The 14,565-nt window shown below is 61.2% G+C and carries 12 protein-coding genes; 6 read left to right on the top strand and 6 right to left on the bottom strand.

Translation table 11 applies throughout. The features are described from left to right. Positions 1-81: 81 nt before the first annotated feature. Together IPM54_34785 and IPM54_34780 are read left to right on the top strand one after the other, a co-directional pair. Positions 82-3,891, top strand: a complete 3,810-nt coding sequence (locus tag IPM54_34785; protein MBK9264936.1) for an FAD-dependent oxidoreductase — start codon at positions 82-84, stop codon at positions 3,889-3,891. 10 nt (positions 3,892-3,901) lie between these two features. Then, complete coding sequence (locus IPM54_34780; protein ID MBK9264935.1) at positions 3,902-5,206, top strand: cytochrome c3 family protein; 1,305 nt, start codon at positions 3,902-3,904, stop codon at positions 5,204-5,206. A gap of 32 nt (positions 5,207-5,238) precedes the next feature. On the opposite strand, the gene IPM54_34775 is transcribed toward IPM54_34780, so the two are convergent. Beyond that, positions 5,239-6,477 (bottom strand): hypothetical protein, encoded by a 1,239-nt coding sequence (locus tag IPM54_34775; protein ID MBK9264934.1) that lies wholly within the window; start codon positions 6,475-6,477, stop codon positions 5,239-5,241. A 150-nt stretch (positions 6,478-6,627) separates the two neighbouring features. On the opposite strand from IPM54_34775, the gene IPM54_34770 reads away from it, so the two are divergent. The 3 genes from IPM54_34770 to IPM54_34760 all read left to right on the top strand — a co-directional run bounded on the left by IPM54_34770 (position 6,628) and on the right by IPM54_34760 (position 9,113). After that, positions 6,628-7,320 (top strand): thiamine phosphate synthase, encoded by a 693-nt coding sequence (locus IPM54_34770; GenBank protein ID MBK9264933.1) that lies wholly within the window; start codon positions 6,628-6,630, stop codon positions 7,318-7,320. After that, entirely contained in the window at positions 7,317-7,925 is a 609-nt protein-coding gene (locus IPM54_34765; GenBank protein MBK9264932.1) for a hypothetical protein, read from the top strand. The genes IPM54_34770 and IPM54_34765 overlap by 4 nt, the downstream gene beginning before the upstream one ends. 72 nt (positions 7,926-7,997) lie before the next feature. Further along, the gene (locus IPM54_34760) at positions 7,998-9,113 is read left to right on the top strand and encodes a hypothetical protein (GenBank protein ID MBK9264931.1); all 1,116 of its coding nucleotides are present in this window, start codon (positions 7,998-8,000) and stop codon (positions 9,111-9,113) included. Between the two features lie 6 nt (positions 9,114-9,119). Here IPM54_34760 and IPM54_34755 read toward each other — a convergent pair whose 3' ends face one another. The 5 genes from IPM54_34755 to IPM54_34735 are packed head-to-tail and all read right to left on the bottom strand — an operon-like array spanning position 9,120 to position 13,642. Continuing rightward, positions 9,120-10,124 carry a DNA polymerase III subunit delta' gene (locus IPM54_34755; protein ID MBK9264930.1) on the bottom strand — a complete coding sequence of 335 codons (1,005 nt, stop codon included), beginning with the start codon at positions 10,122-10,124 and terminating at the stop codon, positions 9,120-9,122. 54 nt (positions 10,125-10,178) lie between these two features. After that, positions 10,179-11,465 (bottom strand): hypothetical protein, encoded by a 1,287-nt coding sequence (locus IPM54_34750; protein ID MBK9264929.1) that lies wholly within the window; start codon positions 11,463-11,465, stop codon positions 10,179-10,181. 3 nt (positions 11,466-11,468) lie between these two features. Further along, entirely contained in the window at positions 11,469-12,389 is a 921-nt protein-coding gene (locus IPM54_34745; protein MBK9264928.1) for an MBL fold metallo-hydrolase, read from the bottom strand. 13 nt (positions 12,390-12,402) lie between these two features. Then, positions 12,403-13,245: an ATP-dependent sacrificial sulfur transferase LarE gene (gene larE, locus IPM54_34740; protein ID MBK9264927.1), complete on the bottom strand. Its 843-nt coding sequence runs from the start codon at positions 13,243-13,245 to the stop codon at positions 12,403-12,405. A 49-nt stretch (positions 13,246-13,294) separates the two neighbouring features. Beyond that, complete coding sequence (locus IPM54_34735) at positions 13,295-13,642, bottom strand: fertility inhibition FinO-like protein (GenBank protein MBK9264926.1); 348 nt, start codon at positions 13,640-13,642, stop codon at positions 13,295-13,297. Positions 13,643-13,772: 130 nt separating this feature from the next. Here IPM54_34735 and IPM54_34730 point away from each other — a divergent pair, with 130 nt between their 5' ends. Next, complete coding sequence (locus IPM54_34730; GenBank protein ID MBK9264925.1) at positions 13,773-14,522, top strand: OmpA family protein; 750 nt, start codon at positions 13,773-13,775, stop codon at positions 14,520-14,522. Positions 14,523-14,565 lie beyond the last annotated feature (43 nt).

Raw genomic sequence — 14,565 nt, 5'->3', positions numbered from 1 at the left:
TGGAGAAGCACGGATGCGCTATAAGCTTTCGGCAGCCCGTTCGACGGCGTCCCGAGCGCTGAGAAGCGGAGATCGAACACGGTGGACCTGAGCAACGACGCTGATCAGACCCTCGTCATCATCGGCAACGGGATGGTCAGCCACAGGCTCTGCCAGCGAATGGTGGAGTACAACGCGATCGACGACAAACGCGTCGTCGTTTTCGGCGACGAACCGCGGCCCGCCTACGATCGCGTTCATCTCACGGATCTGCTCTCCGGTACGCCGTCGACGCGTCTCTTGCTCGCTCCCGCGGATTGGTACGCGCACAACGGAATCGAGCTCTACCTCGATGATCCCATCGTGGAGGTCGATCGAGCGAACAGCGTCGTGCGTTCCAAGTCGGGTCGCTCGATCAACTACACCCGCCTCGTTTTTGCCACGGGGTCGCAACCGTTTGTCCCGCCAGTCGAGGTCGTTTCGCCCGGAGGCGAAGCTCTTCCGGGCGTGTTCGTGTACCGAACCATCGACGACGTTTACGACATCGAAGACCGTGCCGATGAGCTTTTGGGCACGCCGTTCCAGAGCGCAGCGGTCATCGGGGGAGGAATCTTGGGCCTCGAAGCGGCCAAGGCTGTCTATGACCTCGGGCTCGACGTGCACATCATCGAAGTGGCGCCGTGGCTCATGCCGCGCCAGCTCGATGCCGACGGCGCTGCAGTGTTACGCGAAAAAATCGAGCGGATTGGAGTGAACGTTCATTGCGGACAAACGCTCAAAGAGGTTGAAGCGCTGCCGTTTCACATGCCCGACGCAGGCAACCTGACGGGACTGCGCCTGACGTTCGACAAAGGCGACCCGCTCATGGTGGGTATGCTCGTGTTTGCTGCAGGCGTGCGCCCGAGGGGTGAGCTTGCAACGGCAGCAGGTTTGTCGACGAGCGAGCTTGGCGGCATCATCGTCGACGAACGCTTGCAGGCCATCGACAAGGAGACCGGCAAGCCGGACGAGCAGATCCACGCGATCGGCGATTGCGCCACGCATCGTGGAATTGGCTATGGGCTGGTTTTACCCGGCTATCAGATGGTCGACGTGCTCGCATCGAATCTGGTTGGCAGCAACCAGATTTTCGAATCTGCAGATGCTTCCGTCAGGCTGAAACTGATGGGCGTCACCGTCGCCGCGCTTGGTGAATACGACGGCGACAAACGCCTCGGAACCAACGCGCACGTGTTCAACGGCGGCGGTTTGTACCGCAAGCTCGTCGTGCGCAACGGGCGGCTCATCGGAGCCGTGACGATAGGCGATTGGGAGAACCTCGAGCGCATCCGCGAGCTGCTCAAGTCTCCGCTGCCTCTGTCGTTTTGGGACATGCGCCGGTTCCGCGGCACGGGCGATCTCTGGGCCAAGTCCGAATCTCCACCCGTTGCCGAATGGCCCGCCGAAGCCGTCGTTTGCGGATGCTTTCGCGTAACGCGTGGAGCCATCGGACAAGTCATCGCGGAGGGTTGCGCAACGCTCGATGAAGTTTGTGCACAAACGAAAGCCGGTACGCTTTGCGGTTCATGCAAACCGCTCATTTCCGAGCTCATGGGACTCGATGCGCCGGCCTCTCTGAATGGCGGTAGCGATGGCCCGCAGTCGCAACGCGGAGATGCTCCTCCGATGTCGCGTCGCGAAGGAATCCGGTCGCGCCGCGAAGCATCGCGTTCGCGTCTCGACCTTGCTCAAGTGGCGCGCGAAGTCACGGGAGCCTCGACGCAACGCACGGGGCTGCGCACGACGCCGGACGACACGGAAGACGAGTCGGCACCCATTTCCATCCGGTCTCGAGCTCCACGAAAAACCGACGCGCCAGCAGCCGATCCCGATGCTGAGCGAACATCCACGACGACTGCCACTGCGCTCGCCGCCGTCTTGCGGACGTCATCGCCTCCTCCGGACGTAAAGCCGAGCCCCAGAAGTCTCGCGGTGCTTGCAGCCCTTCATGGCGACTTCAGTTACGGCATCGAAGAGCAATCGCCGCGCAAGAGCGACACGAAACTGCGCAAGGAAGAGGCGAAAGCTCGCGAAGAAGCGAAGGCTCGTGAAGAGGCGAAAACGCGCGAAGAGGCGAAAGCTCGTGAAGAGGCGAAGCTGCGCACGGAAGCCGTTCTCGGTCGTGGTCCTGCGACCCCGCGATCGGGAGGTGTTCCGGCTGGTGACGAACCGGCCAATTCGTCGAGGCAACTCGAAGCTGCGCTGCCTCTCATCGTGAGTGGCGCGATGCCACTCGCTCCGGACGCTGCGATATCGACGCTTACGCCCGCAGCCGGCATGGTGCTCGGCCCTGCGCTGCGTGCGTATGCGGCATCGGCGGCAAAGGTCGCGGAGATGGATTCGTCGCCAGCCAAGCCGCCACGTACGCACGCGCCTACGCCGCCGACAGGCATGGACCTCGGGCCACAATTGTTGGGGAACAAAGCAACTGAACGAAAGGCGGATCCGACCCCGCCAACGGGCATGCCGCTCGTCGCACGCGTCGCGCCGCCGCCACGACCGCTCGATTCGACCCCATCGAGCGCATCGATGAGCGCATCGACCGCAACGCCTCCAACGGGAATGCCGGTCGTCGAAGCGAAGCAGGCTTCACGTAGCACCGCGCCGCCTCCGGCGAGCGCAGCGAGCTCGCGCAAGGGTTCGTCAGGGACACCCATCAGCAACGTGACCGTCGTCGAAGCGAGTCCTCTGCCGCCTCGCTCGCGACGCGTGGCTCCTTCGGTGCGCGTGGTGAATGCCGAACCTCTGTCGACGAGAACTCCCGCATCGGGGATGGTGCTCGACAAGGCGCAGCTCGGCGCTGATGCGTACTCGCAGCTCTCCATCCCGCGATCGGCGCCAACGGGATTCGAGCCGAGCTCGGATACGGCGTCGAAGCGTCCGTCGGAGCGTGCGGCGGCGGATCGGCGCACGCCGGCGCCTGGAAGCAGTGATCTTGCGCCGCCGAGTGTCCGATCGAGGCCAATTCAGAGCCGAAGCGGACTTGCTCTTGCGAGCGTGCGTGCGTCGGATCCGGGTGCGATTGCGGCTGCAACGCAAAGCGATCGGGCACCGCAGTCGGTGCGTCGACCGGGCCCTGTCAGCAGTGAAGAAGCACCGGTTGGTAACAGCGAATTTCCCAACGAGCCGTCGCGACCGCGATCGCGGGTGTCTCTCATCTCGGCTGTCGACGAGTCCGAGATCGTGCAGGTTCTTGGCCGCGAATCGTTGATTCCCGCCGCCGATCGCGCGCCCGTGTCGCGCCGGACGTGGGTACCGCCGAAGAATTTGTCGAACCCCCCGGGGACGCTCACCACATCGAGCTCTCCGCCGCCGCGCACTGCGCTGCCCTCGTCGTTGCCGCCCGAGCGCGGTCGCAAAGCGTTGCTCGTGGCGTCGATCGTTGCGGTGTCTTGGGCGCTGGTGCTCGTTTTTGCGCCGGCGATTCCGCCCGCGCGTTCGGTGCGCGCCGGCGCGCTGCTCGATGCCCTCACGCGTGACAGCGTGTGGAAACAAGTCAGCGGCTATGTTCTCGTGGCTGTCGTCCTGCTCAGCCTCGGCATTTCATTACGCAAGCGCTGGAAGCGATTTCAGTTTGCTGACGTGGCGTTTTTCCGCGCCATCCATGGCGTCGTCGCGGCCGCTTCGCTCGTCGTGTTTTTCGCGCACACCGGCTTCCGCGTTGGGCATGGGCTGAACTTCGTCCTGACCGTGGTGTTTCTCGCGGCCATGGTCGTCGGTGCCGTTGCCGGGACGGTTTTTGCCCTGAGTGACCGATGGTCGGCCTTGGCTGCGCGTGACCGTCGATTACGTGCTGCGTGGGTGCACGTTCTCGTAATCTGGCCCTTGCCGATACTCATCGCGCTCCATGTTCTCATGGTGTACTACTATTGATGCCTGACCCATGAGCACACGCGTTTCCATTCTCCTATGGCTTTTGGTCACGGGGCTCGTGGGTGGCTTCGGTGCGTATCGCCTACGGTCGAACGACCAAACGATCTATTTGCCTGGCGCGACTTCGCATGGGCATTACCAAATCGAAATGGCGTGCAATCAGTGTCATACGCCATTCGAGGGCGTATCGAATGACGCCTGCTTGAAGTGTCACGGGCAAGCTCGCGACGCCGCTGATTCACACCCCAAAAGCAAGTTCGACGATCCGCGCAATGCCGCGCAGCTCGCAAAAATAGACGCTACCCGCTGCGTCACTTGTCATGCCGAGCATTGGCCCGCCGGGACGCACACCGAGGGGTACACGATGCCCGTCGACTTCTGCGTCGAATGCCACGCCGACGTCGGAAACGAGCGTCCGAGCCATTCCGGCATGTCGTTTTTCTCGTGCAACGACGTCGGATGCCACAACTACCACGACAATCGCAGCCTCTGGGAAGACTACCTCAAACAACACATCGGCGCGCCGGCCACGCTCGCTTCAGCGCATGTCCCCCAGCGCGGACCCAAGCCCGAGACAAACCCGCCAAACGCATTGCTCGCAAAAGATGCCGATACTCCGCCGACCGTCGCCGTCGCCGCGGTGCTCGTGAACGAGTGGGCGGCATCGGCACATGCTCGGGGCGGTGTCAATTGCACGGGTTGCCACGGAGGAATCGCATCACCGTGGGTGAGAAATCCTTCCACGACCGTGTGCGAACGATGCCATGAAGACCAGGGGCAACAGATTCGCCTGGGTAGGCACGGCATGCGCCTGGCCGTGGGCCTCGAGCCCATGAAACCAGGTTTGGCGCGTTTGCCCATGGATCCCAAACTCCAGGAGCATCAAATTGGTTGCGGATCGTGCCATACGGCGCACGCATACGACGCGCGCATGGCGGCCGCAGGCTCCTGCCCCAATTGCCACACCGACGAACATACGCGCAATTATGACCGCTCGCCTCATTACAAGACGTGGGCAGCGGAAGCGTCGGGCAAGGCTCCCCCCGGAACGGGCGTTTCTTGCGCCACGTGCCACCTCCCGCGCCGGAAAAACCCCGAAAGCGGCCTCACGCTGGTCGATCACAATCAAAACAGCAACCTGCGCCCGCGCGACAAAATGGTCCGCGACGTCTGCGTACATTGTCATAGCGCACGCTTTTCCATCGATTCCCTCGCAGACGCGGAGCTTGTCCGGCAAAACTTCACCGGTCGCCCCCTCAAACACGTGTCCTCGATGGATATGGTCGAGAAACGGGCAGCCGAACGCAAAAAATAATACGTTTGGCCGGGCCGATGATGACGTCGACCTCAGTCGCCCGGCGCCTCGACCGGCGCTGGCGAAACCGCTTTGGGCGGTTCCGAGTAAAACGGATCGTCTGCCGTTGCGAGCCGGACGAGCGTCGGTTGTCGTGCACTGAGCTCCGTCGTTTGAACGTCGGTCCCGCTGCTCATTTCTTGGGCCGCAATCGATGCCGTCACACGATATAGACCCGGCTTGGTAAATAATTTCCGCGGACAAACCTCGGCAAGCAGCACGCTGAACGACGTCGATGCGCCAGCCGCGAGTTTACGAAATGCATCACGCGGGAGCACTCGACGCGAATTGTCCCCATAACACATTTGTGGCTCACCCTGAGGACCATCGATACGAAACGAAAGCATCCATGGCCGAAGAGCCACCATGATGGGGCGCATTCCAGCGTTTTTCGCAGTCACGGTGACCGTTATCGTTCGAGGCGCCGATGCCTCGACAAACCCCGTGCTCGAAAGCTCGAGCCGCCCGGCTCGTTCGTCCACCGGAACTGCATTTGCCGGCGCCGCTGCCTTGGGCGAATCCGCAGCACCCTCTTGGGAGTCGGGTTTTGCTTCCGTTTCGGCGTCTACGGGCGCAGGTTTGGTGTCCGAATCGGCGTCTTTGGGCAGAGGTTTCGTGTCTGCTGCGATGGGTGCAGCGGCTGGACCCAAGAGAATCGCCGGAGCCTGCAATTCCCAGAGCGGCGCAATCGTAGCCTCACGCTCGGTGCTCTCGACCGCGAACGGTCCCGTCGGCGGCTTTTTCGGCTTCGACTTCTGTTTCGGTGGATCCCACCCGAACCGTGACCTCACGGTGGCATTCGGACCAAGGGCCGCGGCGTTCTTGCCAAAACAAAACAACAGTGGATCGAACGATTCGACATAGGATTGGCCAGGCGCCAACAGCAGTGCGCGATCCTCGGGAAAACCCGACGGACGCAAACTCTTCGGAAGCGTGCAGCTCACCGGTTTTTTCGCTTCATCCGCGTGCACTTCCAGTCGAAGCAGCCGTCCGTCGGCCGGAATCCGCACTGCGACGGAGCCCTCGTTTTCGATGCGTAACGTCCACGGACCCGTCACCGTCGGAGCGATGAGCCACATGCGTGCCTGGGCCGGAGGCAGCGGCGGCGGCTCGGCCTCTTTCTTGGCTGCGCCCTTTGCGGCTCCAGGCTTTGCTTGCGCCTGCGTCACGGTCGATGTCGCAAACGTGCACGCGAAGATGGCTGCAGTAACGAAGGCAGATGAGATACGCATCACGACATGGCTCCCGTGGCGAGCGAGTGTAGGGCACTTCTGCCCCAAGCATTTCCGCTTTCCTTTCGAGCGCGTCAACCTTAGCGTACGCTTGCATCTTTGGCCCGAAGCTCTTTTTCGGACGAACGTGCGCGAATGTCGAGGACATGTATGCGAGGTCTCTATGCGATCGTCGACACGGCCGCCCTCGATCTGCGCGGCATCGACGTCATTGCCTTCGCAGAAGCGGTCCTTTCCGCGCGCCCAGCAGCCATCCAGCTCCGCGACAAGCCATCCGAGAGCTCCGGCATCCGGCGCACACTGGAGCTTCTTTCCCGTCTCGCGCCCATCGCAGCGGCCCACGAAGTTCCGCTCTACGTCAACGATCGACCCGACCTGGCGCTCGTCACGGGATGTCCTGGCGTTCACGTAGGACAAACCGATCTGCCCGTGCGTCTCGTACGTACGCTCGCTCAGCGCGCGCAGTCGACGCTGTCAATCGGTTTGTCCACGACGAACGAGGAGCAAATTCGCAGTGGTGTAAAGGATAGCGCTGATTATTTGGCGATGGGTCCCATTTTTGGAACTCAAAACAAAACCAACCCGAATCCTACCCTTGGTGTGACCCGACTTCGTGAGCTTGTGGAATGTGCGCGAAGGATTGGTTTTTCTGGACCGATCGTCGCAATTGGCGGCATCGGTATCGAACAGGCCGGGCTCATCGGTAGCATCGTCGATGCGGCCGCCATCATTGGTGGACTCTTGCCCGAAACGAGTGGATCTGCGGCATTACGCGAAGCTCGGGATCGTGCAAAAGCATTGCACGAAGCCATCGTTCTTGCGTCGCCGAGGAGCTCCGAATGACCATCACCATCATCGTCGTAACCGCCGTCGTTGCAGCGTCAGCGGGGTATTTGGCCAGTCGCCGTCGCGGCGTGAAAAATGAGCTTGACGACTCCGACGATACATTGGCGAAAAAAAACGTGAAACCTGCGCCGCCTGCGCCCAAACCGCTCGATGGTTTTGGTCTCGAACTTGGCGATGTCATATCATCCGGCGGCGAAGAACGCTGGCTCTCCGGGGCCTTGGTTGCTCGGGAACAAACCGTGATCTCAGCGCTATTTTTTGCGCCCGAAGGTCGCGAGCATTGGGTCGTGGCGGCATTTCCTCTGCCTGAACGAGACATCTTCTGGCTCCGACCGGTCGAAGTGGTTTCTCCTGCCGAACCTCCCGCGACGCTCGAAATCGATGGCCTCACGATGCAGCGCAAGAACCGCCTCCCCGTGCGCTTCGAGCGGATTGGCCAAGGCGCTCCGAACATCGGCTCGACCGGAATCCTTGCCACCTACACCGCCGGAGCGCGTGAAGTGGCCATCGTGCTCACGAGCGGCGAACAATGCCTCGGCTGGTCTGGCCGTCGCATCGATTCGAGCGACTACGACCGAATGGGCCGGTCGCTCGACGAATGAGTTACTCGGTGCGGCGCCGATCCAGTATTCTAACGACTATCCTGAGGCTCATCACTTCGCACGAGGTTTCCCATGGCACGCAAAGTCGTGTTTTTCTTGTCGACGATCGCTTTCTACGCTGCTGCCGCGCACGGGTGCGCTCCCGAGTTGACGACGACGCCAGAAGAAGAGCCTTGGGGCACGGGCGGCAGTGGTGGCGCTTCGAGCTCGAGTGAAGCGAGCAGCAGTAGTTCGTCAAGCTCGAGCAGTGGCCAAAGCGGTTCCGAGAATTGTCTCGATGGCGTCGACAACGATAGCGATGTCGACATCGATTGCGCGGATTCCGACTGTGCTGCCGATTATACCTGCGTCGCTGCGTTGCCCAATGGCTGGACGCTAGCAATCGTGCAACAAGGGACTGGCAGCTCTCCACCTGCCGGAGCTTGCGACGACGGCAGCGCGCCCGACGTGGTTTTTACGGAGCCCGCGGGACCGGCTGAGTGCACGAAATGCGAGTGCGGACAATTGACTGGAACGACGTGCGCGCCGCCGATCATTGTGTGCTCCACTACTAACAAGGCGTGCTCGTTTGGCAAGTCCGACTGGACGTCATCCGTGGCGAGTGGAAATTGCGTCAAACCCACCAGCATGCTCGGTGGAAGCAACGAGTTATCCTGCCAGTTCACGATCGGCGCAGAGGTTCAAATACCTGGTGATTGCTCTCCCTCGACCGTCGATTTTCCAAATAAGGATATGTTTGGGGGGTGGGTAAGAGCGTGTGCCGTCACTGAAAACGGCGGCGGGTGCGGTCCGGCGTCCGCCTGCGTGCCCGAAGCGCCTGCAAATGCGAGCATGTGCATTCGGCAAAACGGTGACCAGTCTTGCCCAGTAGGATGGCCGAGCAAAGTGGTTGCTTACGAAGGTGCCGATGACAATCGCAGTTGTTCCGCTTGTGCATGCAATGCCTCGCCGACGTGTTCCGGTGGATCGTATACATTCTATGACGCCGACGAATGCATCGACAGCGGTATGGATCCTCCGATTACCGTAAACAATATGGCGTGCGTCGATCTATCTCAATTGCTTGACGGTGGCACTTGGTCCGTGCGAGCGAATCTGCCAGTTCCCGGTGGTTCCTGCACGCCAACCGGCGGCAATTCCACCGGATCCGTCACGCCTACCGGCGCCGTGACCTTCTGCTGCGAATGACGAACGTCACGGCACGGCGGCGCGCAATTCGAGCACCAGCGACACGATCGACAAATTCGGCGACGCATTCCGCTCGAGATACCCGATGGTTCGCAGCACGGCCTCGAAACGCCGCGCATCGATGCTCGCACCGATAGGCTCCGTCTCCAGCCGCTTTTTCGCCGATCGAGCCAGCGTCGCACCAAGCGCCCGCAAATCTTCCTTCAGTCGGTCCTTGTCTTTCGTATCGAGCCCTTCGGCAATGTTCACCGCGGGACCCAACGTTGGAGCGCGCATCGCCGACATCATCGCCGCGACGAATTCGTCTCGGCTCGTCGTACGTTCCGCATCGACGAGCGCCAGCGCGGCCGAAGCACTTCCCGCGGCCAAGTCGATGGCCATTTCGTGTTTGTCCGGGGCGATGCCCTTTTCCGTGAGAATGCGCTGCATCACCGGATCGGGCAGGGGACCGAATCTCACTTTTTGCGTTCGCGATCGAATGGTATCGAGCATTCGATCGGGACGCGACGTGAGCAGCACAAAATGCGTTCCTTGCCTTGGTTCTTCGAGATATTTTAGTAATGCATTGGCTGCACTTGCATTGCTCGCGCCTGCCAATTCTTCGGCGCGCCGGATGATGAAGAGTCGCCCGCGTCCCTCGTGCGGCGCATACGATGCATGCGAAAGCACCACTTTACGAATTTGCTCGACCGATATCTGCGCAATTTCGTCTTTGCCAATCACCGACGCAGGATAGAGCCCTCGTTCGACCACGATCACGTCCGGATGCAGCGGCACTTCGGGCCGCTCGGCCGCTAGCGTCACCGCACGACGACACGCGTCGCATTTTCCACAACCAAGCTTGTCGCCGGCCGAGCACACGAGCGCCTGCGCAAGCGCAAACGCGGCCATCTCTTTGCCCACACCGTCGGGGCCCTCGAACCGGTACGCATGATGGACGCGGTTGCCGTCCAGCGCCCGCACGAGCGTCCGGATGGCTTCGTCTTGACCGAGGATGTGCGAGAACGGCACGAGCGGCCTCTTAGCACGACCGACGCGCGGGGACAAAACCACAAATGCACACCTTCATGAACGACCTTCGCCTGCCGATAGGACGACCACCGGTTTGTCATCGCCTGCATCGATCATCATTCGCCGGTCGTCACCGCGATAACCCGCAGCGCCCACGCGAAATTCCGACCGCCGACCAACGACCCGTACGAAATCACCCTCCCGCAGAACAGCTTCCCGTGCCGAAATCTTTTTCTCGGGCAAACCTCGTTCCTGGAGAAACCCATGCGCGCCCTCGGCACGAATTTCCTTTTCTGCAATAAGTGAAACCACGACGTCGGTGTTGACCACGATGCATCGTTTTTGGTCACTTGTGATCACTGCAAAATGTATCGCATCCGCATCGTCCACCGGTTGCCCATCCGCTTCACCGACGATGCGAAACGCCAAGCACGTTTGTCCTGACAAGGGCGCGCGCAACGCTTGGATGGTTTGCGCTCCAAGCGCCGCTCGTTCGGCTTCATCGAGCATAGCGACGTGCCCCAGGATTTCTTGACGATCCTGCCGGAACGATTCGAGACATTCGTCGTTTTGCACGTCGGGCGGTGCAGCATTGTAACCAAAAAGATTGGGTGGGGTCGTGAAAAAGTCATGAGCTTTCGCGAGAAACCAACCAAATACGCCCAGAAAGAGGGGCAAAAGCAATGCACTCATGCCATTGACGACCGCAAGCACGACCATCGATTCGCCAAACTTCTCGAGGCTCGACACCTTGACCGTGGGTCGTGCGCCGAAGACCTCCGCCAATGCTTGAGCGCCGATGAACGATCCGGCAAAGATCGCAATGAGCAATTTGGGTGAATCAATCTGCTTTCGTGCAAACGATTCCAATTTGTTCCACGCGCGATGCATCGGATGGCTCCCATGCAAAGCCGACGGTCGAGTACCTCGCTCGATGGTGATTCGTAATGCACGCCGAGGTCGATCGACGATGAATTTGAGAAGAGCACGAACGGTCGCCACGAACCCGAACCAGACGGCCAGAGGAATGCCCACCGCGAGGCTTGCGCCGAGGCCCGCGCCCATACCACCCATCACGTACATGACGATGTCGAAGGCGTTTTTCGGCGGCCAGCCTTTGAGCGATAGCGACAGGCCTGCCCATGCAACAAAACCGAGCGCCGGAATGGTCGTCAATACGATGGCCCATTTCGCCAGCCACGCCGCACGCGACGTGGGCTGTACTTTGCTCGTCGCATCAACAACGGTCAGCGCCGGCGCGCGACAAACCGGGCAATGCGTCAAAAGCGACGAATAACGCAATCGACACGCCGCACAGCCTCGATTCAAGTCTCGCCGCACGGTTCACCTCAAGTGTCGCGTTTCACCTGGATCCAATATCCAAAGACTTTCTTCTTTACCTCCCTCGCGCGCCCACGCACTTCGCGCGCGCGAAGGTGGCTCGGCAATGGGTTCGTCCGTCAATTTGAACGTTCCCCAATGCATCGCAACGAAGTTTTTCGCGCCAAGCAGCCGCGCCGCCGCCGCCGCTTCATCCGGGTCCATGTGCTGCGGCTCCATGAACCACCGCGGCTCGTACGCTCCAATCGGGAGCATCGCCCAATCGATTCCACCCGCACGCCGCCCGATTTCTTCGAACGTATCCCAAAACGCCGTATCCCCCGAATGATACGCAGTACCCTCGGGACCGCGAATGACGTATCCACCCCAAAGCCCTTCATTACGATCCCACGGCCAATGCATCGACCAATGACGCGCGGGAACGAGCATCACTTCGACCGAACCAATTCCCGTCGTTTCCCACCAATCGAGCTCGACGACCTTGGCCGAACGCACGATCGAACGAATCAGCCCGCCATTTCCTGCGGGAACCACGTACGTCGGATGATCGCCGATTCGGCGAATGCTCCACGGGTCCAAGTGATCACGATGATTGTGCGTCACGAGCACGATATCGATCGGTGGTAATTCGCCAATCGGAATCCCCGGCGCCGAAAGCCGCTCGATGAGCCCCACGCGCCTGCCGAGCACCGGATCCGTCAGAATGCGTCTGCCCCCGAGCGTCAACAAAAAACTCGCGTGACCGATCCACACGAGGCTCGCATCGGCGCTCGCAACGATGTCCTTGTCGTGCGGACGCGTCACCGGACCCGACGTCGAATCCTTGGGCGCGGCGTTGCCTTTGATCGGCTCGACGATGCGCCAACGAATCATGTCCGCGACGCCTCGCGCCGGCTGCGTAGCAAGGTGATTGAACCTGCCCATCGGGACAAACCTTTCAGCTCAACACGCGCAAACTCTTCCCCACGAGCACTTCGTTGTGGCTGCCCATGCGATATCCGCCGAGGTCGAGCGTCACGTAACGAAAGCCGTGTTTCTTGCCCGCTGCGACGATCGCGTCGCGTGATGCAGGCTCGGTCGCTCGCGCGATTTCCTCGAGCGACAGCTCGATCCGTGCAAGCTCGCCGTGGTACCGCACGCGCACTTGCCGAAATCCGAGCGCCTTCAGCGCCGCCTCCAAACCACCAATCTGATCCAGCCTCTCACGCGTCACGCTCGTGCCGTACGGAATGCGGCTTGACAAACACGCCGCCGCCGGTTTGTCCCAGATGGGCAAACCCATCTCCGCCGCTCCAGCTCGGACGTCTTCCTTGGTAAAACCCAGGTCGACGAGAGGACTTGCCACGCCCGCGAGCTTCGCGGCCTCGATGCCGGGACGGTAGTCGCCAAGATCGTCATGGTTGACGCCGTTCAAGACCGCGTCGAGCCCCCACTCGATGCGCTTCTCCGTGGCGATACGATACAGCTCGCTCTTGCAGTGAAAGCAGCGATCGGGGTTGTTTGCGACGTACGCTGGATCGTCGATCTCGCGTGACTCGACGAGACGATGATCGGCTCCGATGAGCTTCGCGATCTCGATGGCCTCTTCGCGTTCGCGCGGCGCAAGGCTTGGCGAGACCGCGGTCATCCCGACGGCGCGCGCACCGAGGACCTCGTGTGCGATGGCCAGGACAAACGCGCTGTCCACGCCGCCGGAATAACACACGAGAACGGACTTCAGCTCTGCGAGCCGAGCACGCAGGCGAACGAGTTTGTCTTGAATCGCGGCTGATCGAGCCATGCGCCAAGGATGGATCACAACGCGTGGCTGCGGTAGCCACGAGGTCGCATCAAGTCTCTTTGCGCTCTGCTTCGGCCGGTGCGGCTGGTGCGGCAGCCGCGGGCTGAGGCGCTGGCGTTTTCGGCGTGTACTCGAACACCTGTACGTTCGGTTCGAGCAGCCGGAAACAGCCCTTCGACACATCCTCGCCCATCTGACCCGTGATCACGGCGATCCAATGCGGAAACGTTTGCCCCGCAGTCTCGATGCGCGTCCACAAGCGCGGGCGCATCGCGACGACCGCACTGCGACCGCCGAAGTCGATCTGAAACTCTTTCCAGCCGTTCTTCGTCGTCGCAACTTCCGACGGGAGCTGGTTAATCTTGATCGTGACTTCCAACTTACCGGACAGCGCCATGGCAGCCTCCGTACGTGCCCTCGACGGTGCATGGAACAGCCGCGAAATACAAGCTCTGCGCGCAGCAATTCGAAGGGCTCAAGGAGCTACTTGCGAAACGCAGGCACAATGGGCCACGCTGGCATCGCCCATGAACCGGAATCTCGCCCGCCTCGTCCGCTCTTCACTCGTGAGTTCGCTGGCGCTCGCTGCGCTTTTGACCGTGGGATGTTCGAGCAACCGTTTGGATCCGTTGCCCGTTCCCAAGGCGGAATTGAATGGCAATTTGCCCAAGTGGTACCCGGAGAAACCCTGGACCGCGAAGGAAGGCCAGAGCCAGATCTACATTCAGGGCAAGATCGTTTTCGATACGGGCAGCGCCACGATCCACAAGTACGGCGAGAGCGAGAAGGTGCTGAAGACGCTCCTTCAGTTCGTCAACGATCATCCCGAAGTCACACGCTTTCGCATCGAGGGGCACACCGATGATCGCGGGGACGAACAAAAGAACCAAGAGCTCAGCGCGCAGCGCGCCCTCTCCGTCTGCAACTGGCTCGTGGACAACGGCGTGAATCACTTGCGCCTCTTGGCGGTGGGGTTTGGCCAATCGAAACCTTTGGGCCCCAACGAACTTGCCGAAGGACGAGCGGAGAACCGGCGCACCGAATTTCACGTGGCCGAAATCGATGGCAAACCGTACCTGGGCAAAGATCCCACGGCGGGCGGCCTCGTGCTCGACGTCCCGAGCTTGGAAGAACGCAAGCGCGAGGAAGAAGAGCGCAAGAAGCGAGGACCGGCGGCGGCCCCGCCGACGTTGAAGTGGAAGCCGACGGGCAACGAAGTGAAGAAGGTGCCCGGCGGGCAGATCGAGATCGATCCGACGCAAGGCAAGCCGAAGTGATCGATTCGAGCTAGTTTGTCTCGACGAACGTTTGTCCGATGCT

This window comes from Polyangiaceae bacterium (genome assembly GCA_016715885.1).
Classification (GTDB): domain Bacteria; phylum Myxococcota_A; class Polyangia; order Polyangiales; family Polyangiaceae; genus Polyangium.
The sequence above is the reverse complement of the archived record's forward strand: the minus strand, read 5'-3'. Positions and strand labels throughout refer to the sequence as shown.